Here is a 26,617-nt window from a genome sequence, read left to right on the forward strand (position 1 = left end):
GCGGGCTCCTGTCTGACAATCGGACCGCTTATAGGAAGCCACGCGGGCAGAGGCAACCTAAGGTTCCGACCCTTCGGGCAGTTTCTCGCATCCACCCTCGGGCAGGCATTGTTCGCCGGGTTTGCACCATTTGCCATAGCCGCAGTCGATGGCCTTGATCGGCACACATCCCTGATGCGTTGAGCATTTGAAGCCCGGGCGGCATTGCGATCCGGTTTCTTCGCACAGAAACCATCCGGGGCGCGAGCATCCGCCCTCCGGCAAGCAGGATGAGCCGGGCCCACAGGTCCGGCCATCCGCGCATGTGGTGGCCGGGGCGGGCTCGAAGTCCGGTGTGGTGCGTTCGCATTCTCCGCGTCCGTTGCAGAAGCTGCCTCCGGGGCAATCCAGACGCGAGGTGCATTTGTTCACCCCCGCAGGCGCGCAGCGGGTGCCGCCCGCGACGCAACGTTCGAACGGGCCGCAGGTGCGCCCGCCGCCGCAATAGGTGTGGCCGGGCGGGATACAGCGGCCATCAAAGCTGCAGCGTTGACCAGCGGGGCAGCAATTGCGGCCGCATTGCAACTGACCGGCGCGGCATTGACCATGCCGGTCGTGAAAGCTCGCCTGCGCCGGGTCGCTGACGGGGGTCAGCAACAGTCCGACTATTAGGATTCGCAGGATCAACAGCATGAATATCCGCATGGTCGACCCGTGCAGGGGCTGTGGCAAGGTCTATTCGCTTTCCCTCGATCAAAAGCTGGTTAGATTGAGGGGTATGGAATCGGGCATGGACTATCATACCGCGCGGGCGCTGCTGGAATGGCAGATCGAGCTGGGCGCAACGGATGCGATCGCGGATGCGCCGATCGACCGCTACGCGTTGCCGGACAAAGCGCCGAAGGCAAAGAAGCCCGCTGCGGCCAAGGCGGCATCTGCACCCGAGGCGCCTGAAAAGGTCGATCCGGCAGAGGTTGCGCGACACGCAGCGAAATCGGCCGGGTCGCTGGGCGAATTGCGTGCGGCAATGGAGTCCTTCGGCCTGTGCGATCTGAAGCGCGGTGCGCGGCAATTGGTGTTTGCCGATGGCACCCCCGGTGCGCGGGTGATGATCATTGGCGAGGCACCCGGTCGCGAAGAGGATCGCGAGGGCAAGCCTTTTGTCGGGCGCGCCGGGCAATTGCTGGACCGCATGCTGGCGGCGATTGATCTGGATCGGCGCGAGAGTGTTTATATCACTAACGTCCTGCCGTGGCGGCCGCCGCAAAACCGCGACCCCAAGCCGGAAGAGATCGGCATGATGAAGCCGTTCCTCGAACGCCACGTGGCCTTGGCCAAACCCGAGGTGCTTGTGGTGATGGGCAATATCAGCTGTCAGGCCGTGCTGGGCAAACGCGGCATCACGCGGCTGCGGGGCAACTGGGATCAGGCGCTGAACCTGCCGGTGATCCCGATGTTCCACCCGGCCTACCTGCTGCGGCAACCGCAGATGAAACGTCAGGCCTGGGCCGATCTGCTGGACCTGCAAGCGCGGCTGAGGGCCGGGGCATGAGGGTTCTGGCATTCTCTGATCTGCACATGGCGCGCAGCCGGGCCGCCGATCTGGTGGCCGCCAGCACCGAGGCCGATCTGGTCATCGGGGCCGGAGATTTCTGCAACGGGCGACAGGGATTGGATGAGGCGATGGGTATGCTCTCGGGCATAACCGCGCCGCTGGTTCTGGTGCCGGGCAATGCCGAAAGCGCCGAGGAACTTGCAGCCGCCGCGCCGGATGGTGCGCATGTTCTACATGGGACGGGTATGACCTTGGACGGTCTGCGCCTGTTTGGGCTGGGCTATGGTGTGCCTGTGACGCCCTTCGGCGACTGGTCCTGCGATCTGACCGAGGGAGAGGCGGCAGAGCTGCTGGACCGCTGCAACGCTGCGGATATCCTGATCGTGCACTCTCCGCCGAAAGGCCATGGCGATACCACCTCGCAAGGACTGTCCGTAGGGTCGGTGGCGGTGCGGGATGCGGTGGAACGGCTGCAGCCCGACCATGTCTTTTGCGGGCATATCCACGACAGCTGGGGATATCGCGGCACAATCGGTCGCACCCAGATCGCCAATCTGGGCCCGAAAGTACATTGGTTCGAGGTGAGCATTTGATCGAAACGGTTACGCTGCTGGCTTTTATCCCTGCCGCGCTGGCGCTCAACATGACACCCGGCGCGGATATGATGTTCTGTTTTGGTCAAGGCTTGCGCGCGGGTCCACGCCCTGCGCTTGCCGCAAGTGCCGGGGTCTCCGCTGGCGGAATGGTACATGTTCTGATTGCCGGTCTCGGCCTTGGTGCAGCGGTGGCGACCCTGCCGTGGCTGTTCGATATGATCCGCTGGGTCGGTGTGGGTTATTTGCTTTATCTCGCGTGGGGTGCGTTCAGGAACGGTGCGATCTCGGCCGACGCTTCGAACCGACCCACGCGTTACGCGTTTCGGGATGGAATGCTGGTCAATCTGACCAACCCCAAGGTCATTCTGTTTGTGCTTGCCTTCATCCCGCAATTTATCGACCCGGAGAAGGGTTCGGTGCTGGCGCAGTTTTTGATTTATGGAATCATACTTGGTGTTGGCGGGTTTGTGGTGAACGGGCTCGTCGGCATTTTCGCCGGGGGTGCGGGACGGATGCTGATCGGCAATCCGCGCGCCTCGCGAATTCTGGGCTATGTCACCAGCGGGATTTTCACAGCCCTGGCTATCCGGCTCGCAATTATGGAAAGGTCCTGACGCCACATGTCACGCATTGACGAAAGCATGGAGTTCATACCCGTCCGTATCGCGGTTTTGACCGTATCGGACACCCGCTCGCTGGACGAGGACCGCTCGGGGCAGACCCTTGTCGATAGGATCGAAAAGGCAGGCCATTCGGTGGCCGATCGCAAGATCATCAGGGATGAACGCGCCGAGATTGCGGATCAGCTGCGCACTTGGGTGGCCGATCCGGGGATCGACGTTGTGATCTCGACCGGCGGCACCGGCCTGACGGGCCGCGATGTGACGGTCGAGGCGCATCGCGATGTCTATGAGAAAGAGATCGAGGCCTTTGGCACCGTGTTCACCATCGTGTCGATGGAAAAGATCGGCACCTCGGCAGTGCAATCGCGCGCCACGGGCGGCGTGGCGGGCGGGACCTATCTGTTTGCGCTGCCGGGCAGCCCGGGTGCCTGCAGGGACGCATGGGATGCGATTTTGGAAAAACAGTTCGATTATCGCCACCGGCCCTGCAATTTCGTGGAAATAATGCCCAGATTGGACGAACACCTGCGACGGAAGTAGACTGGTTCTGCGTTTAACGCATCATAACCGCTTTGTGGCTTGGCATTTTTTGCGACCCGGCTACCTTTGCGGTAGGCAGCATATGCGACCTGAGGGTAACGACCGATGCGATTTCTGCGGCAAAGCCTTGTTGGGGTGTTTCTGGCGTTTCTGACGCTGGGCCTGTTGCTTGTGGCCGCACAGATGATCTCGGGCGCGGTGCAGGATGTGCTGGCCAAGGACAAGCAACCTCCTGAGGCGCGGGAACGTATCTTTGCCGTCACCGTCCGCACCGCCGAACCGGAAACCGTCACCCCGCAACTGGAAGCGTTCGGCCAGATTCAAAGCCGCCGACGGCTGGAACTGCGTGCCGCTTTGGGCGGGCGTGTCGTGTCATTGGCGGAAGATTTCGAAGATGGCGGCACCGTGACAGCGGGTGAGCTTCTGGTTGAACTGGACCCTGCCGATATGCAATCGGCATTGGACCGTGCCAAATCCGATCTTCTGGATGCCCAGTTTGAAGAGCGCGATGCCGAACGCTCACTGCTGTTGGCGCAGGACGAGTTGAAATCGGCCGAGGCGCAGGCCGAACTGCGCGACCGGGCGCTGCAACGTCAACAGGACCTGCAGACGCGCGGCGTCGGGGCTGCTGCCAGCGTGGAAGAGGCGGAATTGGCCGCTACATCAGCCCATCAGGCGGTTCTGGCCCGCAGGATCGCTTTGGCGCAGGCCGAATCGCGCGTGGATCAGGCCACCACGCTGTTCGCCCGCGCCCGCATCGCGCTGGAAGGGGCCGAGCGCGATCTGGAAGACATGACGATCCATGCCGCGTTTAATGGGACACTGACCGGCGTCACGCTGGTCGAGGGGCATCTGGTGGCCGCGAATGAAAAGCTGGCGGAACTGGTGGACCCCAACGCGCTTGAGGTTGCCTTCCGGGTTTCGACCGCTCAGTTCGTGCGGCTGCTGGATGCGCAGGGTGCTTTGATCGCGGCACCGGTTACCGTCTCGCTTGAGGTCACCGGAGCGGACCTGACCGCCACGGGCCGGATCAGCCGCGACAGCGGTGCAGCGGGCGAAGGGCAGACCGGGCGTCTGATCTATGCCCGCCTCGACGACGCGCCCGGCTTCAAGCCGGGGGATTTCGTCACCGTTTCGATAGAGGAACAGCCGCTGGAGAATGTGGTGCGGCTGCCGTCCTCGGTTCTGGATGCCATGGGCAATGTTCTGGTCCTTGGCCCGGATGACCGGCTGGAGCTTTTGGCCGTGCAACTGATCCGCCGTCAGGCGGACGAGGTGTTGCTGCGCGGCGACGGTCTGGAAGGTCGGGAGGTGGTGGTCGGACGCACCCCTCTGCTCGGTTCCGGTGTGCGCGTGCGGCCCCTTCGGATCGAGGCCAGCGCCGAAATTGATCCGGGGCTGGTCGAGCTTTCGGATGAAAAACGCGCGCAGCTTGTCGCGCAGGTCGAAGCCAGCGATGCGATGTCGCAAGAAGACAAGGCGCAGGCATTGGGTCAGTTGAGCGCAGCAAAGGTTCCGGCATCCCTGGTGCGCCGTCTTGATGACAACCGGGCCGGGGGCTAGGCGTCATGATCCGCGACATTCCCAGTGCGGCGGGTGGTATCCTGAGCTATTTTACCCGGCACCGCACGGCGGCCAATCTGTTGCTGCTGGTCATGTTGGTGCTGGGCATCGCGGCGATCCCGAACATGAGGGCGCAGTTCTTTCCAGATGTGATCCTTGACCGTGTCGATGTGAATGTCGAATGGGAAGGGGCAGGCCCTGAGGATGTCGATAACGGCATCGTCCAACTGCTCGAACCGGCGCTGTTGGCAGTCGAAGGCGTGGCCAGCACTGAATCGACCTCGCGCGAAGGGTTGGCGCAAGTTCGGTTGGAGTTTGAGCCCAACTGGGACATGTCCCGCGCCGTCGAGGAAGTGCGGACCGCCGTCGACGGCGTCACCAATCTGCCTGAGGATGCTGAGGAACCGACGATCCGGCGCGGGGCTTGGCGCGATCGCGTCACGGATGTTGTCATCACCGGCCCCATCGAAGCCGAGCAACTGGCCAAGTTCACCGATGAACTGATCAGCCGCCTGTTCGCGGTTGGCGTCACACGCACCACGATCCGGGGTCTGGCCGCGCCGCGCGTGGTGGTCGAAGTGCCCACGGCGCAACTCATCGCCAATGATATCTCGCTTTCGGATATTGCAACGGCCATTGCTGCCGAAGTCACGGCAAACCCTGCGGGCGATGTCACGGGCGCCAATGCGCGGATTCGGACGGGGGTTGAAAAACGCACCCCGGAAGAGATCGAAGGCATCGCCCTGCGCAACTTCGACGATGGCTCGAAGCTGGTTGTGGGCGATGTGGCGCAGATCCGGATCGAAGGGGTGACGCGCAACCGCAGCTATTTTGTGGGCGACAATCCGGCGATGTCGATCCGCGTTGATCGCTCCAATCTGGGCGATGCCATCGGAATTCAAAGTGATGTCGAGGATGTGGTGGCCGAGATACAGGCCAGCCTGCCCGAAGGCATCACGGTCGAGCTGATCCGAACCCGCGCACAGGCCATCACCGACCGTCTGGATATTCTGGTGGACAATGGCCTGGTCGGGCTCGGGCTGGTGGTCTGCCTGCTGTTTTTGTTCCTCAACGCCCGGATCGCCTTTTGGGTGGCTGCCGGTATTCCGGTGGCGATGTCGGCGGCAATTGCGCTGATGTATCTGGGCGGGCTGTCGATCAACATGGTGTCGCTGTTCGGTCTGATCATCACGCTGGGCATCGTGGTGGACGACGCCATCGTGGTGGGCGAGCACGCCGATTTCCGCGCCCGCCGTCTGGGTGAGGCCCCGATGGTCGCTGCCGAACGCGCCGCCCGCCGCATGGCGATGCCGGTTTTTGCGGCGACCGTCACCACCGTCATTGCCTTCTTTGGCCTCACCGCAATCGGCGGCCGGTTCGGAGAGTTGATCCGTGACATTCCTTTCACCGTCATTGCGGTCCTGATCGCCTCGCTGATCGAATGTTTCCTGATCCTGCCGAACCACATGGCCCATGCCATCACCCATTCGGCCAAGGAACATTGGTATGACTGGCCCAACCGCATCGTTAACCGGGGCTTCCGCTGGGTGCGCGATCACCTGTTCCGCCCGCTCGTCGCCTGGGTCGTCTGGGCGCGCTATGTGGTGGTTGCCCTGATGGTGGTTATTCTGGCCAGTCAGCTTGCGCTGTTCATCCGGGGTGACGTGAACTGGCGGTTCTTCAACGCGCCGGAACGCGGCTCGGTCACCGGCAACTTCATCATGGTTGAAGGGGCCACCCGCGCGGAAACGCTGGAAATGATGCGCATGGTGCAGCAGGCCACCGAAGAGCTGGGGCAGGTCTACGAAGAACGTCATGGCCGCAACCCCATCGAATATGTTCTGGCCGAGGTCGGCGGCTCTGCCGGGTACGGCCTGCGCGCGGCGGACGGCAAGGATGGCGATCTGCTGGGCGGTATCTCGATCGAGCTGATCGACGCCGATCTGCGCCCCTATTCCAGCTTTGAATTTGTGGGTGAGCTGCAGGATTTCGTGCCGCGCCACCCGAAGGTTGAATTGCTCAGCTTCCGGGGCTGGCGCTCGGGTCCGGGCGGTGATGCGATTGATGTGGAGTTCTTTGGGGCGGATGTGAACACGTTGAAATCCGCATCCGAGGACCTGCAGGCGGCACTATCGAAATATCCCGAGGTCTCGGCGCTTGAGGATAATCTGGCTTACGACAAGGAAGAGTTCATTCTGGACCTGACCGCACAGGGCGAAGCGCTGGGCTTCCGGATCGAGGCGCTGGGCCGTGTGCTGCGAAACCGGTTGAACGGGATCGAGGCCGCGACTTTCCCCGACGGCCCCCGCAGCGCCGAAATCCGCGTGGAGCTGCCCGAAGGTGAGCTGACCGCCGATTTCCTGGAACGCACGCTGATGCGGACGCCCGATGGCGTCTATGTCCCACTGGCCGACATCGTTTCGGTCGAGCGCAAGTCGGGCTTCTCGACGGTCCGGCGTGAGAACGGGTTGCGGGTGATCTCGGTGAACGGTGACATTTCCGAGGACGATCCGGCGCAGGCCGCCGAAATCGCCCGTGCCATGCGCGAAGAGATTCTGCCCGATATTGCCGCCAAACGTCAGGTCGACTGGCGTATGGCGGGCCTGAGCGAGCAGGAGGACGAGTTCCTGTCCGAAGCCCGTACCGGTCTGATCCTGTGCCTGACCGGAATCTATCTGGTGCTGGCCTGGGTCTTTGCCAGCTGGACGCGGCCTTTGGTGGTGATGGCGATCATACCCTTTGGCCTCGTAGGCGCGATCTGGGGGCATTACCTGTGGGGCGTGCCGCTGAGCATGTTCACCGTTGTCGGCCTGCTGGGCATGACCGGGATCATCATCAACGATTCGATCGTCCTAGTGACCACGATTGACGGATATCAGCAGGAACGCGGGCTGGTGCCCTCGATTGTCGAAGGCACGGCGGACCGGTTGCGCCCGGTTATGCTGACCACTCTGACCACAGTGCTGGGTCTGACGCCGCTGATGTACGAAAGCTCGCAACAGGCGCAGTTTCTGAAACCGACCGTGATTACTCTGGTCTACGGGCTGGGCTTCGGAATGGTGCTGATCCTGCTGCTGGTGCCTGCGCTACTGGCCATCCTGAACGACATCTCGCGCCCGATGACATCGATGCGCCGCGCCCTGCGGGCACCGGATCGGGTGGTGCGTGTCGCTGTGCGCGCAACCGGCGCGGCACTGGCGATCTGGCTGGGCGTTTCGATGATCTGGCCTGCCGTAACCGGCGCGCCGATGGCGATACTGTCCCGCTTTTATCCTGCCGCCGAAGGTCCGGGCGTGTTGCAGATGGGCTTTGGTGTATTCGTGGCCGGTGGCGCGTTGATCCTGCTGTTGGCTATGGTGCTTTCCAGCCTGTTCTATGCGCGCCTGTCAGGGCGCGCCGAGGCCTGATTGCGCCATCGCGAGCTGCAGCAGATCGGGCACGCGGTCACTCATCGGAAGGTCTCCAGCAGCGATCTGATCGACGGGAAACCACTGCGCGTCCCGCGCGTCGTCAGCCGCTACTGGCGTGCCCGAGACATAACGGCACGCGACCCCGACCAACAGGTAATGCGCACGGATCAGCTCTGCGTCATCACGCAACAGCAGATCGAGATTGTCGAGATAGGCCGTCGGTTCGGCGATCACGCCGGTTTCTTCCCGCAATTCCCGGGCGGCAGCATCCAGAACGGTTTCGCCCCATTCCACGTGACCGCCGGGAAATCCCCACAGCCCCGCATCGGGCTGTTTGTTGCGCTGCACCAGCAACACCTGAGCGTCAAGCACGACCACGGCCAGAGCGCCGATTTTTGGGGTCTGACCCATCCGCTCAGCCCGCGCTGCAGCCTTGGATATCGACCGCGTGGTTGGCCCCGAGCACGGTGATCCGCACCTCGGACCGATCCAGTGCAAACGGCCCACCCGAGGCGCTGATGACCTCGGAACTTGCAATCAACGTGTTGCCCTGTCGGCGGGTCTCGGGCTGCGATGCCCAAAGCGTCGGGTTGCCCGGTTCGATCACGGCAAACTCGGCACCGCCCGCCGAGGGCATGGTGATCCGCGCCTCGATCTGCATTCCGTCCGCCGTGGGTGTCAGATGACAGGTTGCACCCGCCACACCGGCCTCACGCTCGGAAAACGGGCGTTGGGCGAGGGCCGCGGCGATGGCCGGATTGCGCCCGGCTGTGGCGTCCAATGTGTGATCGAAATCCAGCCGTCCCGGCACGCAGACATCCTTGCAGACGCCCAGATCCATCTCACCGCGCAGACGCACGGGTTTGGCGGGGTTTCTGGGCGTGATCTCGATCGGCAGGACCAGTTGATCCTCATACCCGACCGAGCGCAGCCCGTTCTGATCGAATACATGCGGCGCGGGCCATGTGATGGCGATATCCGCAACATTGCCGGACCTGTTCCAGTCGAATTGCGGCGGAATGCCCGCATCGCCCGGTGCACGCCAATAGGTCTTCCACCCGTCCTTCAGCGTGAGGCGCAATGCACCCTGATAGGTGCCCTTGGCGGTTTTGCCCCCATCCAGCACCTCAAGCTGCACCAGATTGTCGACCCCTTGCGCAACGGCAGGAGCACCAATGCAAAGGCAGGCGGCCAAGACTGCCGCAGTGGAGTTCCAAAGCGTTTTCATACCCAGAACATGCGCATTCCGGGCGTGAATGCCAAGTCACGTTCCGGATACCCGGCTGAAATGCACGGAAATCCCGGCTGATCCCTTGCCATTCCGCCTTCCGCAGGGTCATTCTAGGTTCATCCTATGGCGCAAGAGATGTTTGCTGATGGACCTTACGGGAAAACTGTTGATTGCGATGCCCGGCATGGGCGATCCACGATTCGAGCATTCGGTCGTTTATATCTGCAGTCATGGCGACGATGGCGCGATGGGCCTGATCGTGAACAAACCCTCGGACTTGCGGATCAAGACTCTGCTGGAACAGCTCGATATTCCTTGCCTCATTCCCGTGGTGGGCGAACGTCTGGTGCAGTTCGGCGGCCCGGTCGAGATGTCGCGTGGTTTTGTCCTGCACAGCTCGGATTACGAAGCGAACCTGCATTCGATGCGGATATCGGATGATTTCAGCATGACCGCAACGCTGGATGTGCTCGAAGATCTGGCCTCGGGCAAGGGGCCGCTGAATTCGATGCTGACGCTGGGCTATTCCGGCTGGGGCCCCGATCAGCTTGAGGATGAGATCGCGATGAACGGCTGGTTGACCACCGAAGCGACCTCGAAACTGGTCTTCGACGTGCCCGATGATGAGAAGTGGGAGGCCGCCCTGGCCACGCTCGGGGTTGATCCGCTGTCCCTGTCTGCCAGCGCTGGCCGCGCCTAGTCGCGCGGAGCCGCCGCGCGGCGCAGACGGTCGTTGATGGCTGCGCCCAATCCATGGTCCGGTATCGGCGACACAGCAATCGGCCTGCCGGTTTCGTTCAGCGTGTGCAGCGCTGCGAACAGATTGGCGGCAGCCTCGGGCAGGCTGCTGGTTTCCGACAGGTTCAGATCGCAGTCGAGCGGACCAAAGCCCAGCAACACCTCATCCCCTTGCCGCGACCCGGCGTTCAAACGGACCGGCGCATCCGGTGCGTAATGGGATTGCAACTGTCCCGGTGCGGTCAGCAGATCACCCGGCTGATGGTGGTGCACCTTCGTCTGTAGCATCTCTTCGATCTGTTCCAGAGCTACCCCTCCCGGGCGCAGCAGAGCCGGAGTGCCAGTCAGACCGACGATGGTGGATTCAAGCCCGACACCGCAGGGGCCATCGTCCAGAATGGCCGCAATGCGCCCATCCAGTCCCGCCCTGACATGCGCCGCCGTGGTCGGGCTGATCTGGCCCGAGGGGTTGGCCGAAGGCGCGGCCACCGGGCCATCGAACGCCGCCAGCAAGGCGCGGGCGGCGGGATGTGCGGGCACGCGGACGGCCAAAGTGTCCAATCCGGCGGTGACCAGCGATGATATCCCGTGGTCGGCGCGCAGCGGCAGCACCAGCGTCAGAGGACCGGGCCAGAAGGCTTGCGCCAATTGCTCGGCCTGATCTGTCCATTCGACGAACCGCTTCGCAGTCTCGGTCGAGGCGACATGGGCGATCAGCGGGTTGAAGCTGGGCCGCCCCTTGGCCTCATAGATCGCGGCCACAGCCTCGCCGTTCCGTGCATCACCGCCCAAGCCATAGACGGTCTCGGTCGGAAACGCGACCAGCAGCCCCTGCCGCAACAGGTCGGCGGCTTTGGCAATGCCATCGGCATCTGCGGAAAGGTCTTGGGTGCCGAGAAGGGTCATTAGTCGTGACGCCGCGTTTTGGTTGCTTGCAGTTCAGGTAACGGTAGGTAATCGTGCCAGCCCAGATGAATACCGGCGTGGGGTCGGGATTCCAACCCCATGCAACACACATGCCAGACTCAGAGGGAACCCATGCCCTATCGCGCCCCGATCTCAGACTATGAATTCCTGTTCCGCAACGTGATCGGTTTTGACCAGATCGCCGCGACCGAGAAGTTCTCGGACGCCAGCGAAGACGTGGTCAGCGCCATTCTGACCGAGGCCGGGAAGCTGTGCGAAGAAGTCATGGCCCCGCTGCAGCGCCCCGGCGATCTGGAACCCGCCCGGCTGGAGAATGGCGTATTGCGCACCTCTCCGGGTTATGCCGAGGGCTGGAAGGCCATCGCCGAGGGCGGCTGGATCGGCATCAGCGGCGATCCCGAATATGGCGGCATGGGTTTGCCCATGACCATGACCACTGCGGTGAACGAGATGATGAGCGCCGCCTGCCTGTCGCTGCAGCTGGCCCCGCTGATGACGCAGGGCCAGATCGAGGCGCTGGAGCATCATGCGAGCGACGCGTTGAAAGCGCTCTATCTACCCAAGATGATGGCGGGGGAGTGGTCGGGCACCATGAACCTGACCGAACCGCAGGCCGGATCGGATGTGGGGGCGCTGACCTCTAAAGCCGAGGATAACGGCGACGGCACCTATTCGGTGACCGGTCAGAAAATCTATATCTCCTGGGGCGATAACGACTTTACCGAGAATGTCTGCCATCTGGTTCTGGCCCGTCTGCCCGATGGCGTGCCGGGGACCAAGGGGATTTCGCTGTTTCTGGTGCCCAAGTATATCCCTGATGAGAACGGCAATCCCGGCGTGGCCAATGACCTGAAGGTGGTGTCGCTGGAGCACAAAATGGGCCTACATGGCTCGCCCACCTGCGTGATGCAATATGACGGGGCCAAAGGCTGGCTGGTCGGCAAGGAACATGGCGGTATGGCCGCGATGTTCACCATGATGAACAACGCCCGTCTGGGCGTTGGTGGTGAGGGCGTCGGCGTGGCCGAGGGTGCCTATCAGCACGCGCTGGCTTATGCGTTAGAGCGCAAGCAGGGCAAGACGCCCTCGGGTACGATCATCGACCACGCGGATGTACGGCGGATGCTGATGAGCATGCGTGCAGATGTGTTTGCCGCACGGGCGATCATGCTGGCCAATGCCGCCGCGATCGACATGGCGCAAGCCACGGGTGAGGCCGATTGGGCTGCACGGGCGGCCCTGCTGACGCCGATCTGCAAGGCGTTCGGGACCGAGACCGGCATGCGTGTGTCCGAGACCGGGGTGCAGGTACATGGTGGTATGGGCTTCATCGAAGAAACCGGCGCCGCGCAGTATTACCGCGATGTCCGTGTGACCGCGATCTATGAGGGCACCAACGGCATTCAGGCGATGGACCTGGTGGCCCGCAAGATGATGGACGGGGGCGAGGCGGCCTCGAACTTGTTGGATGAGATCGAGGATCAGGCCGAAAAAGCCCGTGCCACGATGCCGGAACTTGCCGGTCCGGTCTGGGAAGCCTCCGAGTCGCTTCGGGAAGCAACCGAATGGCTGGTCGCGCAATCGGACATGAACAATCGCTTTGCCGGTGCGTCGGCCTATCTCAAAGCTTTCGCGCGGGTGCTGGGTGGGCATTATCACCTGTCGGCGGCTCTGGCCGACCCCGATGGACCGCGCGCCAAACTGGCCCGTTACTATATCAACGCGCTGCTGCCCGAACACACCGGTCTGCTGGCGCAGGCGCAGAACGGGGCGGATGACCTCTATGCGCTCGGCGCCGATGAGTTGGCAGTCTGATGGACGGCGAGGGGCCTCAGGTGATGCGCTATCCGTGGCAGGAACCGCCCGCGCCCGGCGAATGGGTCGAGGTTGCGGAAGGGGTCCTGTGGATCAGGCTGCCCCTGCCCATGGCGCTGGATCACGTGAATGTTTACGCGCTGGATGATGGCGACGGCTGGACGGTGGTCGATACTGGCCTGTCGTCGAAGAAAACGCGCGGCATCTGGCAGGCCCTGATGGAAGGACCTTTGGCCGGTAAGCCCGTCCACCGGGTGGTTGTGACGCACCATCATCCCGATCATGTGGGCAACGCTGGCTGGTTTCAGTCCGAGCATGGCGCCGAACTGGTGACCAGCCGCACCGCATGGCTGTTCGCACGCATGTTGACGCTGGACGTGCAGGAGAACTGGCCCAAGGAAACACTGGACTACTATCGCAGCGCCGGGATGGATGCGGATGTGCTGGCGGGCCGGATGGCTGAACGTCCCTTCAACTTTGCCGACACCGTCTACCCCATGCCGCTGGGCTTTACCCGCATCAAGCAAGGCGATGTGATCCGTATGGGGGGCCGCGACTGGGATGTTCACATGGGCAATGGCCACGCGCCCGAACACTGCACCTTCTGGAGCCGCGACGACAATCTGGTGCTGACCGGGGATCAGATCCTCAGCTCGATCAGCTCGAATCTGGGCGTCTACGCTACTGAGCCGATGGCTGATCCGGTCGCCGACTGGCTGGAAGCCTGCGAGCGTCTGCAACCTCTGGCCCGGCCTGATCATCTGGTGCTGAGCGGGCACAAGCTGCCCTTCACCGGGTTGCCGATCCGGATGCGTCAGTTGATCGACAATCATCACGGCGCATTGGATCGTTTGCTGAACGACCTCGATCAGCCCAAAACCGCCGCTGACTGCTTTGCCCCGCTGTTCAAGCGCCAGATCAAGGGAGGTGAATACGGCCTCGCGCTGGTCGAGGCGGTTGCACATATGAACCATCTCTACCACATTGGAGCAGTCACCCGGACGCGCCGCGCGGACGGGGCGTGGGAATATCAGCGCAAAGGGTAGAGCGATGCAGGACCAGATCGAAACCTCAGCCGAGGCGGCGGAATCCGCGGCGTTGCCACGATGCTACGAAGTACACGCCAACCCGAATGCGGCCTCGGGCAACAAGGACCTGCCCAAGCCATTGCAAAAACCGGTCGAAACCAAAAGCCCGGCGCAATGGGCTTATGAGCGGCTGATCATGTATATCCAGAACTTCGAGAAAACGCTGGATGGCGATCAAGAGGTTGCCATGGGTTTCACCGGCGGTGATGCCGGTGTGATGCGGATCGAGGGCATGGGCTATTTCGACCCCGATGTCATCACCTTCTACGGCTCGGATGGCGGTGGGGCCAAAACGCAGTTGGTGCAGCATGTCAGCCAGTTGAACGTGATGCTGCGCGCCCTGCCCAAGACGGTCGAGGATAAACCGGCCAATCGCATCGGATTCCGGCTGGCGGCTGATCTGGAAGACAGCTAACGCGCACCCTTGCAATTCACGCTTTCGCAGCCTTGAATGAGATCACCATTCAGGAGGGTGCTGCGTGACCAATTTCTCAGCCGTTACAAACGCCTATCGCGGCGCATGGGCGCGGCGGCGTGTCTTTGTGCCGGTTTATCTGGCGGTGCGTTTGCTGCTGGTCGCGCTGATCACGCCGGGCATCGCCATCGCCGTCAATCTGGCCGTTTCCCTGTCGGATCAGGCGGCGCTGACGGATCAGGACATCGCCATGTTCCTGCTGTCGCCCGCGGGCTTCATCGCGGCGGTCGTGGTGCTCAGCCTGTTTCTGCTGGCCGAGGTCTTTGTCTTCTCGGTCATGGCCGGATCGCTGCGCATGGGTGAGAGTGACCCGTGGCGCGCGGGCAGTGCCTCGATCCGGCTGATCCTGACGCGCCTGCCTGCGCTGTTCGGCTTTGCGGCGCGTTTCATACTGCGCGTGCTGGTGCTGGCGCTGCCGTTTGTGGCGGTGGCAGGCGTGATTGCGTGGTGGACGCTGACAGAATACGACATCAATTATTACCTTACCTTTCACCCCCCTGCCTTCTGGGTAGCGGTGGTGCTGATTGGGATTGTCATGCTGAGCCTGGCCTGGGTGCTGATCCGCAGGCTCTCGGCCTGGGCGCTGGCGCTGCATCTGGTGTTGTTCGAAGGTTGCAAACCCGCCGAGGCATTTGACAGCAGCGCCGAACGCATGCAGGGCAGACGTGGCCGGCTGAAGATCGAACTGGCCCTGTGGCTGCTGCTGCGCGTCGCCATTGCGTCGTTTATCGCGCTTGTCGTCGGCGGGCTGTTCGGCCTTGTGCCATTGCAGGGGGCAGCCAATTTGCGGTTTGCCCTGATCTACAGCCTGATCATCGCAGGCCTCTGGTCGCTGGCCGGGCTGGTTCTTGCGGCGATAGCGCTGGGCGCGCTGGCGGTGCTGCTGGACGGTTTCTTCGACACTCAGACCCGCGAGGTGCCGCACCCCGAACCCGGCAATCTGCGCGCGCCGCTTTATGCGGTGGTCGGTGGTGCGCTTGTTGCACTGGTGATCGGGCTCTGGTCCGGGCAGGAACTGCTGGAACGCGTTCAGGCGCCGGATCATGCCGACGTCATAGGCCACCGGGGCGCTGCGGCGATACGGCCGGAAAACACTATGGCAGCGGTATTGAAAGCGATTGAGGATGGTGCCGATTGGGTCGAGATCGATGTGCAGGAGACCGCAGACGATGTGGTCATAATCGCTCATGACAGCGATTTCATGAAACTGGCGGGCGTGCCGCTCAAGGTGTGGGGCGCGACCATGGAGGATGTGGCCGAGATTGATATCGGCAGTTGGTTCGGCCCGGAATACGCCTCGGAACGCACGCCGACACTGCGCGATGTGCTGCAAGCCGCAAAAGGTAAGTCCAAGGTCATCATCGAGCTGAAATATTACGGCCACGACGTCGATCTGGAAAACCGCGTTGCCGAGATCGTCGAAGAGCTGGAGATGCAGGAAGACATCGCCACCATGTCGCTGAAATATCCGGCGGTGCAGAAGATGAAAGCGCTGCGCCCCGAGTGGCGGGCAGGGGTGCTGGCGGCGACGGCGATTGGCAATCTCTCGGGGCTTGAAGGCGATTTCGTGGCCGTAAACGCGGCAACGGTTTCGCCGGGCCTGATCCGCTCGGTCCATGAGGCTGGCAAGGATATCTATGTCTGGACGGTGAATGACCCGCTGCAGATGTCGGCCATGGCCTCGATGGGTGTTGATGGGCTGATCACCGACCGTCCGGCGATGGCCCGCGAGGTGCTGCGAGTCCGCGCCGAGATGGGTCCGGGCGAACGGCTCATGCTGTGGCTGGCGACCACATTCGGCCTGTCCGTCGATAAGCCCGAGATGCGCGATGAGAGCCCTTAAGTTTGCCGCCATTCTGGCTTGTTGCGCGCTGCCTGCTGCCGGGCAGGATCTGATGCGCGGTGTTGAAATACCCGCGCACCGGGCGTTGATGAGCTCGATCGAAGACGCTGATCTGACCCCGTTCGAAACGGATGGCTGTTCGGGCGGCTTGTCGTCAAGCTGGCGACTGGTGGCCGAGACCTTCCCCAAGTTCAGCCTGCTCTACGAGGCGCACCCGCCCTGGGAATATTGCTGCGTCACCCATGACCGCGCCTATCACAATGCAGGTGGCGCGTCGCAGGCCGAGGCCAGCTTTGACGCTCGCCTCGCCGCCGATGACGCCCTGCGCGCCTGTGTCAAAGATCATGGCGTGACCTATGCCGAGGAATATGCCGAACGCTACGACATGACACCGGATCAGATCCGATCCGTCCATTCGATCACCGCCGAGGCGATGTATCTGGCCGTGCGCTTTGGTGGCGGCCCCTGCAGCGGACTGCCATGGCGCTGGGGGTTCGGCTATCCCGGATGCTCGGTTTTTGCCTCACCTGTGCGCGAATGACGTCGTGACAGGCCCTGCATTTTGCATTATCCAACATCTCAAACACGCGAATTGGGATTCTTAGACACATGGCTGATCACAAGCACGGCGAGATGGACATCACCGTTCAGACCAAAACCTTTGACGGGTTCATCAAGTTCACCACCTGGTGTGTGGTGGCGATCCTCTTCCTTTGCATTTTCCTGGCTGTCTTCGCGTCGTAATCCCGGATTAAGGCGCCCGACCCGTGTTTAGGATTCTGTTAGCCTGCCTGTTGGCAGTGACCGTCGCAGGCTGCGCCGGATCGCAACGCCCGCAGGCCGATCCGTCCGAGATTGTCGCCCGATCCTATCGCGATCCGGGGCCATCGACGCTGACGCTTTATACGATGATCAATACGCGCACCGGCTCGGGTGCGCATACCTCGTTGATGATCAGCGGCAGCGAGCGGGTGATCTTCGACCCTGCCGGGTCCTTCCGGGCCGATGTGGTGCCGATCAAGGATGACGTGCTTTATGGCATCACTCCGAATGTGGAACGCGCCTATCGCAGCAGCCACGCGCGCGAGACGCATTACGCCCGCATCCAGACCATCCAGGTGACACCGCAACAGGCCGAAATTGCGCTGCAACTGGCCAAGCAGATGGGTCCGGTGGCAGGGGCATATTGTGCCAACTCGACCGCGCAGCTGCTACAGCAGGTGCCGGGGTTCGAGCAGATCAGCACCACCTTCTATCCGGTGAAACTGTCCGATCAGTTCGGTCATGTCCCGGGCGTTGTCACCACGGAATACCGCGAGAGCGACTCGGCTGATCTGCAGCAGGGGCTGGCGGAGAACAACGCGCGGCTCAATCAGCTCGAAGCGACCTCAACCAACTAGATAGAGCAGACCATAGAGCGTGGCGGCCCCGGTAAAGATCGCGGCCAGCACGTTCTTGGTGACATATCCCACCGAAAGCGCCACTGCAGCCGCCGCCATGCGCGGCAAGTCCGGCTGCCCATCGGTGGCCGAAGGCCAGACCACCAAGGGCGCGATCAGGGCGGGGATGATGGCCACTGCGGTATAACGCAGGTGGCGCAGCAGCCATGGCGGCATCGGGCGATCTCCGACCAGACCGATGAAGGTGAAGCGCAGAAGATAGCTGCCGATGGCCAGACCTATGATGATGATCCAGATGGTGATGGGGTCGATCTGCGTCATGGCTTGGCCCGCTCCAGCATCAGTTCGGCCTGTGCGCCCGCGACCATGCCCGCCGCACCCGCGATCAGCAGACCAAGATTGAATGGCACCGCAACGGTCAGCAAGGCCACCACGATGGCGACCAGCGCGGCAACCACATGGGCCAGCGTGCGCATCATCGGCCCGATCATGGCCAGAAACGTGATCGGCAAGGCAAAATCCAACGCCCAGCTTTCCGGTATTTGCGCCCCCAGAACCGCGCCCAGATAAGTGCCCAGAATCCAAAGCGGCGTGATCGGTGTGACGGTGCCGACGAAATAGGTCATGCGCTGGGGCACGGTCATGTCAGGCTCTTTCTCGAATCGAACGATCGAGCAGGCATAGGATTGATCGACGATCAGATAGGCCGCGCAGGCGCGCTGCCACAGCGGCGCCGCCCCCAGATAGGGCGTCAGCGAGGCGGAATACATCGCCACCCGCAGGTTCACCGCCAGCGCCGAGATCAGAACGATCACCGTAGGCGTGTTGTCCTGCAGCAACTGCAACGCGGTGAATTGCGCGGCACCGGCAAAGACGGTGGCGGAAAAGGCCAGGGTCTGCACGACATTCAGCCCGGCCTCGGTGGCAAAAACGCCGAACAGCAGGCCGAAGGGCATGGCGACGAACACGAACGGTGTGCCGTCCCGAAAACCTTTCCAGAAGTATGACTTGGATGTGGCAGAGGCCATGGCTAAATCCTATGGTGACGCCAGCAGCAGTAGACGTCTTGGGAAAGGGTTGCAATTGGCCACCGAAATCGACCTGTCAGACTACCTCATCGCGCCCGATCCCGGTGCCGCCCGCCTGACCCGTGCGGTCGAAGGTGTGGATCAGAATGGTGAGCACAGCCAGATCTCGGTGGTCGAGGAGCGCCCGCTGACGATTTTCCTGAACGCGCAAGAGATCGTGACCGCGATGACCATCGGCGATTATCCTGAGTATCTGGCGCTGGGCTTTCTGCGCAATCAGGGCATGTTGCTGGCGGATGATCAGATTACCCGCGTCGATTACGACGACGATCTTGAAACGGTGGTCGTGCGCACCGCGCGCGAGACCTCGTATGAAGACAAGCTGAAGAAAAAGACCCGTACCAGCGGGTGCGCTGTTGGCACCGTGTTCGGAGACATGATGGAGGGGCTGGAGGATGTGCGCCTGCCGCAGGTCCCGGTCCGGACCTCGTGGCTGTATGATCTGGCGGCCAAGATCAACCGCACCCCGTCGTTATATCTTGAGGCCGGGGCGATCCACGGCACGGTGCTGTGCCACAAGAACCGCCCGCTGGTCTACATGGAGGACGTGGGCCGCCACAACGCCGTCGACAAGATCGCCGGTTGGATGCTGTCCGAAGGGGAAAAGGCAGAGGACAAGATACTCTACACAACTGGTCGCCTGACCTCGGAAATGGTGATCAAAACGGCGATGATGGGCATCCCCGTGCTGGCGTCCCGTTCCGGCTTCACTGCATGGGGCGTTGAGATCGCCCGCGAGATCGGCCTGACCCTGATCGGCCGGATGCGCGGGCAGCGGTTCGTGTGCCTGTCGGGTGAGGACCGGCTGGTCCGCGACGTCGATCCGGCGACCGTGGCGGTCGAGGACAAGAAACATCGACGGAAGAGTGCTGATGTCTGACAGCGCGAGAAACCCCCTCGGCATCATCCTTGCAGGCGGGCTTGCCACCCGGATGGGCGGGGGCGACAAGGGGCTGCTGCGGGTCGGTGGCCAAAGCCTGTTGTCTCGTGTGATTGACCGGCTGGGTCCACAGGTGGGCGGGCTGGCGCTGAATGCAAACGGTGATCCCGCGCGCTTTGCCGATCTGGGCTTGCCGATTCTGCCGGATACGGTTGAGGGGTTCGCGGGGCCTCTGGCCGGAGTGCTGGCGGGCCTCGACTGGGCGGCGGCGCAAGGGGCTGATTGCATTGTCACCGCAGCCGCCGACACGCCGTTTTTCCCGCGCGATCTGGTGGCGCGGCTGACACAGGCTGCAGAAGGACAGGCGCATCCTCTGGTTCTGGCCACCACTCGGCGCACCGGAGAAGAGGCGCTGAGGTCCGGTGGGCGCAGCAAGGTCAACCGGCACCCGACTTTCGGCCTCTGGCCCGTGGCGCTGCGCGACGATCTGCGGGCGGCGTTGAATGACGGGTTGCGCAAGGTGGTCCTGTGGACCGACAAGCATGGCGGGCGCGAGGCGCTGTTTTCCGCCGACCCGTTCGATCCGTTTTTCAACATCAACACGCCTGAAGATCTGAGCCGGGCGGAAATGCTGCTGGAGCAGGCATGAGGGTCTACGGCGTCACAGGCTGGAAAAACGCGGGCAAGACCGGGTTGATGGAGCGGTTGGTGGCCGAGATCGCCGACCGTGGCCTTTCCGTGTCCACCATCAAACACGCGCATCATGCGGTCGATGTCGACCAGCCTGGCACCGACAGCTATCGCCACCGCATGGCGGGCGCGTCCGAGGTGCTGCTGGCCTCGGGGCAGCGCGTTGCATTGATGCAGGAGTTGCGCGGCGCGCCGGAACCTGCGCTGTCAGATCTGCTGACACGCCTCTCGCCGGTGGATCTGGTGCTGATCGAAGGTTTCAAGCGCGAGGCGCATCCCAAGATCGAGGCGTTTCGGGCTGAGGCGAACAACCCTCTGATCGCCCGGGACGATCCGACCATCCACGCGGTGGCGAGCGATATGCCATTGGATCTGGATCGCCCGGTTTTCGATCTGGACGATACTGCCGCCATCGCGGACTTTATCCTGAACGAGGTCGGATTATGAGCAAACCGGACATTACCCCGCCGCCGCTGCGCAACGACTGCTTTGCGCTGCCCGCCGGGGTGAACTGGACGCCGGTCGATGATGCCTTGGCCCTGTTGCGGGATCGGTTGACGGTGGTGACCGGGATTGAAACCGTGCCTCTGATGCAGGCCGCCGGTCGCATTCTGGCCGAAGATGTGATCGCCAGGCGGTCGAACCCGCCGCTGCCGAATACGGCGGTGGATGGCTATGGCTTTGCCGGAGCCGTGCCCGAGGGGCCTTGCATTCTGCCGCTCATCGAAGGCCGCGCGGCTGCGGGTATCCCGTTCGACGGGACAGTCCCGCAAGGCCATGCGATCCGGGTTCTGACCGGGGCCGCTCTGCCCAAAGGGGTCGAGACGGTCATTCTGGAAGAGGATGTGACGGTTCAGGACGGCCACATCGCCTTTCACGGTCCGTTGAAACAGGGTGCCAACGCCCGAAAGGCAGGGGAAGACGTGACCGAGGGGGACGTCGCTCTGGTCGCGGGGCGGCAGGTGACTCCGGCGGATCTGGCGCTGATGTCCGCGATCGGTGTTCGTGACGTCCCGGTCCGCAAGGTGCTGCGTGTGGGCGTCTTGTCCACAGGCGATGAACTGGTTGAACCGGGGGAGCACGCCGGTCCGGGGCAGATCTACGATGCCAACCGCCCCATGCTGCTGTCGCTGATCGCGCGTATGGGGTTCGAGGCGGTCGATCTTGGGCGTGTGCCCGATGACCGGGCCGCGCTGAAACAGCGGCTGGACAACGCGGCGGCGCAGGCGGATGTGATCCTGACCAGCGGCGGAGCGTCAGCGGGGGATGAGGATCACGTCTCGGCCCTGCTGCGCGCGGCGGGGGCGATGCAGGAATGGCGCATTGCGTTAAAGCCAGGGCGGCCTCTGGCGTTGGGCCTGTGGCAGGGGATGCCTGTGTACGGCTTGCCGGGTAATCCTGTGGCGGCGCTGGTCTGTACTCTGATTTTCGCCCGCCCGGCGCTGAGCCTGATGGCCGGGGCGGGATGGCAGGAGCCGCAAGGCTTTGACGTGCCCGCCGCGTTTGAAAAGCACAAGAAACCGGGACGTCGCGAATACCTGCGCGCCCGTATCCGAGAGGGCCGGGTCGAAGTCTTCCGGTCTGAAGGGTCAGGCCGGATCAGCGGCCTCAGCTGGGCCGAGGGGTTGGTCGAGATCGAAGATGGCGCGCGCCACATTCAGCCAGGCGATCCGGTGCGCTTCATCCCCTATGGCAGCTTTGGGCTTTAGTCGAACGTTCCTGCCACGCGACCGACCAGCATGAAGGCCCGCGCTGTGCGGGTTTCGCCCAGCGCAGTCAGTTCAGCGTCGCTGGCCTCGGGTTCGAAATCCGCGATCATGTGGTCGAAACGGCGCAGGAAGTGGTGGGCGGCATCACGAAAGATCGGGTCCTGTTTCATCCGCGCCGCCGTCAGTGCCAGCGATGACCGGTCGCGGATGCCACCCAACGTGGCCACCGCTCGTCCGCGCTCGCCATGCGCAAACTGCCGCCAGATCTCAGGGCGGGCCATGTCTGGGCGCAGGTCGTCCATATAGATCCCCTCCTGGCTGAGAAGGGTCAGAACATCCTGCGAGGCCTGCACCAGCTTTGCCGCCTTACGATCCTTCAAGGCAAGCCACAGGGCATTGAAGCCTTCCTTGTCATCCTGCGTTTCAGGAAAGTTCAGCGCCCGGATGAAGACATCCCGCGCCAGCGGCGGTGCAATCTCTTCGGCCAAGGTGCCCAACGCCAGCGAGGTCTGGTTGGCAGGCTCGGAAGACGACTTTCCGGCGCGCATCGGCTCGGCCCGATTGGTCGAGAAGGTTGCCAATGCGCTTTCGGTCTTTTTGGCGGTCTCGGCGATTTCGTCCAGCTTTTTGCCCACGGTCGGTTCATAGGTGCTGGCCGCGCGCTGTTGCTGGGTGACATAGCTGTTGCGGATGGCGTCGATCGCGGTCTGCAGCCGGGCGCTTTCCTCGCGCATGATCCGGCTGGCGCGCATCGCCAGAGCGGCGACCCAGATCATCGCCACCGGCAGGAACACCGCCAGCGCCGTGACGATAAATCCGCCCCGCCCATCACCGGGCAGCACCAGAAACACCACGGCCACGACCAGCCATAACAGGCTGAGCGCACCCGCCACGATCTCGATCATGGTCACCGAGGGGGCACTGGGCCGATCATAGATGCCCAGAGAGGTCGGTTTCTTGTCTTCCGGATCAGGGTCGGTGTCGGACATGACGACGCTCCGGGTCAGGCGTATGCGATGCTCAGAATTTCGTATGAGCGCACGCCGCCGGGGGTGCGGACCTCGACGCTGTCGCCTTCGTCCTTGCCAATCAGGGCGCGGGCGATCGGAGATTTGATGTTCAGAAGACCCGCTTCGATATTGGCCTCATACTCGCCCACGATCTGCCAGGTCTTTTCCTCGTCGGTGTCTTCATCGACCAGCGTGACCTTGGCGCCGAACTTCACCGCACCCGACAGCTTGGCCGGATCGATCACATCCACCAGCGACAGCACGCTCTCAAGCTCTTTGATGCGACCTTCGATAAAGCCCTGTTTTTCACGGGCCGAGTGGTATTCGGCGTTTTCCTTCAGGTCGCCGAGTTCGCGCGCCGAGGCTATCGCCTCGATGATCGCCGGGCGCTCGACGGATTTGAGGTTCTTCAACTCTGCCTCGAGCGCGGCATTGCCCGCAGGCGTCATGGGGATTTTTTCCATAGTCTTGTCGTCCACGCAGAAATTGTGACGCCCCAACGCAGGGGAGAAGCGTCGGGGCGAAAGATGGGTCGGCAATTACCTGACCCAAATGAGGCGTGAATTGCAAGAGGGCAGGCGCGCCTTCTGGCGCAACCTGCAACTTAGCGCCGTTTTGGCGGCGACGGCATTCGCCTATGACGGTGCCCCAGCAGGTCGCCGCGCCGCCAGCGATAGGCCTCGGCGCCCAGCCAGAGCAGTTCAATCATACTGAACCACTTCGAATTCGATGCCGTTGTCGTCGCGGAAATAGAACCTGCGGCCCGGCTCGTAATCGGCGTGATTGTGCGGCTCGAATCCGGCCTTTTTGACCTTTGCCTCGGTGGCGTCCAGATCCTCGACCAGCACGCCCACATGGTTCAGGCCGCCGACGATGTCATAGCTGCTGTTGGTCAGCGGCTTGGGGTCGCCAGGGTTGTAAAGCGCAAGATAGGTGTGTGGCCCGCCCACATGCACGGTATAGCCGCCCGAGATGGCCGGGCCTTCCCAACGGGTTTTCCAGTCAAAGACGTCCTGCATCCACGCCGCCGAGGCCTTGGGATCGCGGACGGTGAAATTGGTGTGTTCAAGCGTCGCCATCATGGGATCTCCTTTTCAATTTGAGGCTTGTCCCGACTCACCGTAATTTCTAAACCTAACTTTAGGTCAAGGAATTTTTTGCGAGGATCAAATGGCAGCTTCCGAAGGGCTTGCAATCGGCGCTCTGGCCCGGCGCACCGGTTTGGCGGTGTCGGCGATCCGCTACTATGAGGCGCAGGGGCTAATTGCACCTTGGCGTAATGCGGGTGGGCAGCGCCGGTATCAGCGGGCCGACATCCGGCGGCTGAGCTTTGTGATGATCGCGCAGCAGTTTGGCCTGACCCTGCCTGAAATCCGAGAGGTCCTCTCGGGCCTGCCCGGCAATCGCACCCCCACGCCACAGGATTGGAAAGATATCAGTCAAGGTTTGCGCGCTCATCTCAATGCGCGAATCGATACCCTGATGCGGTTGCGCGACAATCTGGACGGCTGCATCGGTTGTGGCTGCCTCAGCCTGCCCAAATGCGCTCTTTATAACCCCGATGACCGCGCCAAAACCCATGGTAGCGGTCCCAGATACCTGATGGGTGATGCGCCAGAGACGTGATGTGTCGAATAGCGCTCTTGTTACGCCGTGTTTCGATTGACCAAGGTCTTTCTGACCATGTAATCAGCCGTGAAACAATATTGCGCCGACCGCATGTGAAAAGCGCCAATTCGGAAAGTTAGCTAAGGAGCCCGCGATGGCCGAGATTGAACGCGAAGCGATGGAATATGACGTGGTGATCGTGGGTGCAGGCCCCGCGGGCCTGTCAGCGGCCATCCGTCTGAAACAGCTGGATGCCGACCTGAATGTCGTGGTTCTGGAAAAGGGCTCGGAAGTGGGCGCGCATATCCTGTCGGGTGCGGTGCTGGACCCCTGCGGTCTGGATGCGCTGATCCCCGACTGGAAAGAAAAGGGCGCGCCGCTGAACGTGCCGGTGCATGAAGACAACTTCTATATGCTGGGCGAGGCCGGTCAGATCCGCATCCCCAACTTCCCGATGCCGCCGCTGATGAACAACCACGGCAACTATATCGTCTCGATGGGCAATGTCTGCCGCTGGATGGCCGAACAGGCCGAGGAACTGGGCGTGGAAATCTTCCCCGGCATGGCCTGTTCGGAATTGGTTTATGGTGAGAATGGCGAAGTTAAAGGCGTGGTCGCCGGTGTCTTCGGTCTGGAAGCAGACGGTTCTTACGGCCCGAACACTGAACCAGGCATGGAACTGCACGGCAAATACGTCTTCCTGTCGGAAGGTGTGCGCGGTTCGCTGTCCAAGGAAGTCATCGCCAAATATGACCTGCAAGCCGGCAAGGACGTGCAGAAATACGGCGTCGGCATGAAAGAGATCTGGGAGATCGACCCGGCCAAGCACAAGGAAGGCAGCGTCACGCACACCATGGGCTGGCCGCTGGGCAGCAACGCAGGCGGTGGATCGTTCATCTATCACCTTGAAAACAATCAGGTCTATGTCGGTTTCGTGGTGCACCTGAACTACAAGAACCCGCACCTGTACCCTTACATGGAATTCCAGCGCTTCAAGCACCACCCGATGGTGGCCGAGCTGCTGAAAGGCGGCAAGCGCGTGGCTTATGGCGCACGTGCGATCACCGAGGGCGGTTATCAGTCGATGCCCAAACTGGTCGCGCCGGGCGTGGCGCTGCTGGGTTGCTCGGCGGGTATGGTCAACGTGCCGCGCATCAAGGGCAATCACAACGCGATGCTGTCGGGCAAAGCCGCGGCGGAAGCTGCCTATAACGCCATCAAGGCCGAGCGTTCGGGCGATGAACTGACCGCATATGAAACCGATGTGCGCGATGGCCCCATCGGCGCCGACCTGAAAAAGGTGCGCAACGTCAAACCGATCTGGTCGAAATGGGGCCTGACGGCCTCGCTGATGCTGGGCGGTCTGGATATGTGGACCAACACGTTGGGCTTTTCGTTCTTCGGCACGGTTGGTCACGGCAAGAACGACGCGGATTCGACCGAAGAGGCCAGCAAGCATCAACCGATCGATTATCCGAAACCCGATGGCACGCTGTCCTTTGATCGTCTGACAAACGTATCGTTTGCGGCCACCAATCACGAGGAAAGCCAGCCCTGCCACCTGCGGCTGGCCGACCCCGACATCCCGGTCAAGGTGAACCTGCCCAAGTTTGATGAACCGGCGCAGCGCTACTGCCCGGCAGGTGTCTATGAGATGGTCGAGGATGACGACGGTCCACGATTCGTCATCAACTTCCAGAACTGCGTGCATTGCAAAACCTGCGACATCAAGGATCCCAGCCAGAACATCACCTGGACCACGCCGCAGGGCGGGGATGGCCCGAACTATCCCAACATGTAAGCGAAAACACGGGCTCTGGCAGGGTCGTGAAGGCTCTGCCATTGCCTC

At 62.4% G+C, this 26,617-nt stretch carries 29 protein-coding genes; 20 read left to right on the plus strand and 9 right to left on the minus strand.

Going from position 1 to position 26,617, the window contains the following annotated elements:
* Positions 1-57 precede the first annotated feature (57 nt).
* Positions 58-711 (minus strand): scavenger receptor class F, member 2, encoded by a 654-nt coding sequence (locus ACR0K9_RS14605; protein ID WP_480824237.1) that lies wholly within the window; start codon positions 709-711, stop codon positions 58-60.
* A 46-nt stretch (positions 712-757) separates the two neighbouring features.
* Here ACR0K9_RS14605 and ACR0K9_RS14610 point away from each other — a divergent pair, with 46 nt between their 5' ends.
* The 6 genes from ACR0K9_RS14610 (at position 758) to ACR0K9_RS14635 (ending at position 8,263) form a co-directional block, all read left to right on the plus strand.
* Positions 758-1,531: a uracil-DNA glycosylase gene (locus ACR0K9_RS14610; protein ID WP_480824534.1), complete on the plus strand. Its 774-nt coding sequence runs from the start codon at positions 758-760 to the stop codon at positions 1,529-1,531.
* Positions 1,528-2,127 (plus strand): metallophosphoesterase family protein, encoded by a 600-nt coding sequence (locus ACR0K9_RS14615; protein WP_480824239.1) that lies wholly within the window; start codon positions 1,528-1,530, stop codon positions 2,125-2,127. The genes ACR0K9_RS14610 and ACR0K9_RS14615 overlap by 4 nt, the downstream gene beginning before the upstream one ends.
* Entirely contained in the window at positions 2,124-2,744 is a 621-nt protein-coding gene (locus ACR0K9_RS14620; RefSeq protein ID WP_480533373.1) for a LysE family translocator, read from the plus strand. Before ACR0K9_RS14615 ends, ACR0K9_RS14620 begins: the two co-directional genes overlap by 4 nt.
* A gap of 6 nt (positions 2,745-2,750) precedes the next feature.
* Complete coding sequence (gene moaB / locus ACR0K9_RS14625; RefSeq protein ID WP_480824241.1) at positions 2,751-3,293, plus strand: molybdenum cofactor biosynthesis protein B; 543 nt, start codon at positions 2,751-2,753, stop codon at positions 3,291-3,293.
* Between the two features lie 105 nt (positions 3,294-3,398).
* Complete coding sequence (locus ACR0K9_RS14630; RefSeq protein WP_480824243.1) at positions 3,399-4,856, plus strand: efflux RND transporter periplasmic adaptor subunit; 1,458 nt, start codon at positions 3,399-3,401, stop codon at positions 4,854-4,856.
* A gap of 5 nt (positions 4,857-4,861) precedes the next feature.
* Positions 4,862-8,263, plus strand: a complete 3,402-nt coding sequence (locus ACR0K9_RS14635; protein ID WP_480824245.1) for an efflux RND transporter permease subunit — start codon at positions 4,862-4,864, stop codon at positions 8,261-8,263.
* Here ACR0K9_RS14635 and ACR0K9_RS14640 read toward each other — a convergent pair.
* Both ACR0K9_RS14640 and ACR0K9_RS14645 read right to left on the minus strand, forming a co-directional pair.
* Entirely contained in the window at positions 8,243-8,677 is a 435-nt protein-coding gene (locus ACR0K9_RS14640; RefSeq protein WP_480824247.1) for an NUDIX hydrolase, read from the minus strand. The two genes, ACR0K9_RS14635 and ACR0K9_RS14640, sit on opposite strands and share 21 nt — an antisense overlap.
* Positions 8,678-8,681: 4 nt before the next feature.
* Positions 8,682-9,494: a protein-disulfide reductase DsbD domain-containing protein gene (locus ACR0K9_RS14645; RefSeq protein WP_480824249.1), complete on the minus strand. Its 813-nt coding sequence runs from the start codon at positions 9,492-9,494 to the stop codon at positions 8,682-8,684.
* A gap of 148 nt (positions 9,495-9,642) precedes the next feature.
* Between ACR0K9_RS14645 and ACR0K9_RS14650 the strand changes: the two genes are divergently transcribed.
* Positions 9,643-10,197, plus strand: a complete 555-nt coding sequence (locus ACR0K9_RS14650) for a YqgE/AlgH family protein (RefSeq protein WP_480533361.1) — start codon at positions 9,643-9,645, stop codon at positions 10,195-10,197.
* Here the strand turns inward: ACR0K9_RS14650 and ACR0K9_RS14655 are convergent.
* The gene (locus tag ACR0K9_RS14655) at positions 10,194-11,141 is read right to left on the minus strand and encodes an L-threonylcarbamoyladenylate synthase (protein ID WP_480824251.1); all 948 of its coding nucleotides are present in this window, start codon (positions 11,139-11,141) and stop codon (positions 10,194-10,196) included. The two genes, ACR0K9_RS14650 and ACR0K9_RS14655, sit on opposite strands and share 4 nt — an antisense overlap.
* Positions 11,142-11,273: 132 nt before the next feature.
* Between ACR0K9_RS14655 and ACR0K9_RS14660 the strand changes: the two genes are divergently transcribed.
* The 7 genes from ACR0K9_RS14660 (at position 11,274) to ACR0K9_RS14690 (ending at position 17,783) form a co-directional block, all read left to right on the plus strand.
* Positions 11,274-12,977: an acyl-CoA dehydrogenase family protein gene (locus tag ACR0K9_RS14660; protein ID WP_480824253.1), complete on the plus strand. Its 1,704-nt coding sequence runs from the start codon at positions 11,274-11,276 to the stop codon at positions 12,975-12,977.
* Entirely contained in the window at positions 12,977-14,023 is a 1,047-nt protein-coding gene (locus ACR0K9_RS14665) for an MBL fold metallo-hydrolase (protein ID WP_480824255.1), read from the plus strand. Before ACR0K9_RS14660 ends, ACR0K9_RS14665 begins: the two co-directional genes overlap by 1 nt.
* Before the next feature lie 4 nt (positions 14,024-14,027).
* Complete coding sequence (locus tag ACR0K9_RS14670) at positions 14,028-14,480, plus strand: DUF6173 family protein (protein ID WP_480533353.1); 453 nt, start codon at positions 14,028-14,030, stop codon at positions 14,478-14,480.
* 64 nt (positions 14,481-14,544) lie between these two features.
* Positions 14,545-16,383, plus strand: a complete 1,839-nt coding sequence (locus tag ACR0K9_RS14675) for a glycerophosphodiester phosphodiesterase family protein (RefSeq protein ID WP_480824257.1) — start codon at positions 14,545-14,547, stop codon at positions 16,381-16,383.
* On the plus strand, positions 16,370-16,924 hold the full coding sequence (locus tag ACR0K9_RS14680; RefSeq protein ID WP_480824259.1) for a hypothetical protein: 555 nt from the start codon (positions 16,370-16,372) through the stop codon (positions 16,922-16,924). Before ACR0K9_RS14675 ends, ACR0K9_RS14680 begins: the two co-directional genes overlap by 14 nt.
* A 68-nt stretch (positions 16,925-16,992) precedes the next feature.
* Complete coding sequence (locus ACR0K9_RS14685; RefSeq protein WP_480533347.1) at positions 16,993-17,127, plus strand: aa3-type cytochrome c oxidase subunit IV; 135 nt, start codon at positions 16,993-16,995, stop codon at positions 17,125-17,127.
* Positions 17,128-17,150: 23 nt separating this feature from the next.
* On the plus strand, positions 17,151-17,783 hold the full coding sequence (locus tag ACR0K9_RS14690; RefSeq protein ID WP_480824261.1) for a hypothetical protein: 633 nt from the start codon (positions 17,151-17,153) through the stop codon (positions 17,781-17,783).
* Here ACR0K9_RS14690 and ACR0K9_RS14695 read toward each other — a convergent pair.
* Both ACR0K9_RS14695 and ACR0K9_RS14700 read right to left on the minus strand, forming a co-directional pair.
* Positions 17,772-18,104, minus strand: a complete 333-nt coding sequence (locus ACR0K9_RS14695; RefSeq protein ID WP_480533343.1) for an AzlD domain-containing protein — start codon at positions 18,102-18,104, stop codon at positions 17,772-17,774. The genes ACR0K9_RS14690 and ACR0K9_RS14695 overlap by 12 nt on opposite strands.
* Positions 18,101-18,811 (minus strand): AzlC family ABC transporter permease, encoded by a 711-nt coding sequence (locus tag ACR0K9_RS14700; RefSeq protein WP_480824263.1) that lies wholly within the window; start codon positions 18,809-18,811, stop codon positions 18,101-18,103. The genes ACR0K9_RS14695 and ACR0K9_RS14700 overlap by 4 nt, the downstream gene beginning before the upstream one ends.
* Between ACR0K9_RS14700 and ACR0K9_RS14705 the strand changes: the two genes are divergently transcribed.
* From ACR0K9_RS14705 to ACR0K9_RS14720, 4 genes are read left to right on the plus strand one after another with little or no spacing between them, the layout of a single operon-like run.
* On the plus strand, positions 18,810-19,751 hold the full coding sequence (locus ACR0K9_RS14705; protein ID WP_480824265.1) for a formate dehydrogenase accessory sulfurtransferase FdhD: 942 nt from the start codon (positions 18,810-18,812) through the stop codon (positions 19,749-19,751). The genes ACR0K9_RS14700 and ACR0K9_RS14705 overlap by 2 nt on opposite strands.
* Entirely contained in the window at positions 19,744-20,400 is a 657-nt protein-coding gene (gene mobA, locus ACR0K9_RS14710; RefSeq protein WP_480533337.1) for a molybdenum cofactor guanylyltransferase MobA, read from the plus strand. Before ACR0K9_RS14705 ends, mobA begins: the two co-directional genes overlap by 8 nt.
* A complete protein-coding gene (gene mobB, locus ACR0K9_RS14715) occupies positions 20,397-20,888 on the plus strand; it encodes a molybdopterin-guanine dinucleotide biosynthesis protein B (RefSeq protein ID WP_480533335.1) in 492 nt (163 codons plus the stop codon). Before mobA ends, mobB begins: the two co-directional genes overlap by 4 nt.
* Positions 20,885-22,150, plus strand: coding sequence for a molybdopterin-binding protein (locus ACR0K9_RS14720; protein ID WP_480533333.1), 1,266 nt, complete (start codon positions 20,885-20,887; stop codon positions 22,148-22,150). Before mobB ends, ACR0K9_RS14720 begins: the two co-directional genes overlap by 4 nt.
* Here the strand turns inward: ACR0K9_RS14720 and ACR0K9_RS14725 are convergent.
* The 3 genes from ACR0K9_RS14725 to ACR0K9_RS14735 all read right to left on the minus strand — a co-directional run bounded on the left by ACR0K9_RS14725 (position 22,147) and on the right by ACR0K9_RS14735 (position 24,242).
* Positions 22,147-23,139 (minus strand): hypothetical protein, encoded by a 993-nt coding sequence (locus tag ACR0K9_RS14725; RefSeq protein WP_480824267.1) that lies wholly within the window; start codon positions 23,137-23,139, stop codon positions 22,147-22,149. The two genes, ACR0K9_RS14720 and ACR0K9_RS14725, sit on opposite strands and share 4 nt — an antisense overlap.
* Before the next feature lie 14 nt (positions 23,140-23,153).
* On the minus strand, positions 23,154-23,624 hold the full coding sequence (greA, locus tag ACR0K9_RS14730; protein WP_480533330.1) for a transcription elongation factor GreA: 471 nt from the start codon (positions 23,622-23,624) through the stop codon (positions 23,154-23,156).
* A 237-nt stretch (positions 23,625-23,861) separates the two neighbouring features.
* On the minus strand, positions 23,862-24,242 hold the full coding sequence (locus tag ACR0K9_RS14735) for a VOC family protein (RefSeq protein WP_480533328.1): 381 nt from the start codon (positions 24,240-24,242) through the stop codon (positions 23,862-23,864).
* A gap of 88 nt (positions 24,243-24,330) precedes the next feature.
* Here ACR0K9_RS14735 and soxR point away from each other — a divergent pair, with 88 nt between their 5' ends.
* Positions 24,331-24,786, plus strand: a complete 456-nt coding sequence (gene soxR / locus ACR0K9_RS14740) for a redox-sensitive transcriptional activator SoxR (protein ID WP_480533326.1) — start codon at positions 24,331-24,333, stop codon at positions 24,784-24,786.
* A gap of 136 nt (positions 24,787-24,922) precedes the next feature.
* Entirely contained in the window at positions 24,923-26,569 is a 1,647-nt protein-coding gene (locus ACR0K9_RS14745) for an electron transfer flavoprotein-ubiquinone oxidoreductase (RefSeq protein WP_480824269.1), read from the plus strand.
* The last annotated feature ends 48 nt before the right edge of the window (positions 26,570-26,617 follow it).

The sequence above is a fragment of the Ruegeria sp. L12 genome (assembly GCF_056531745.1).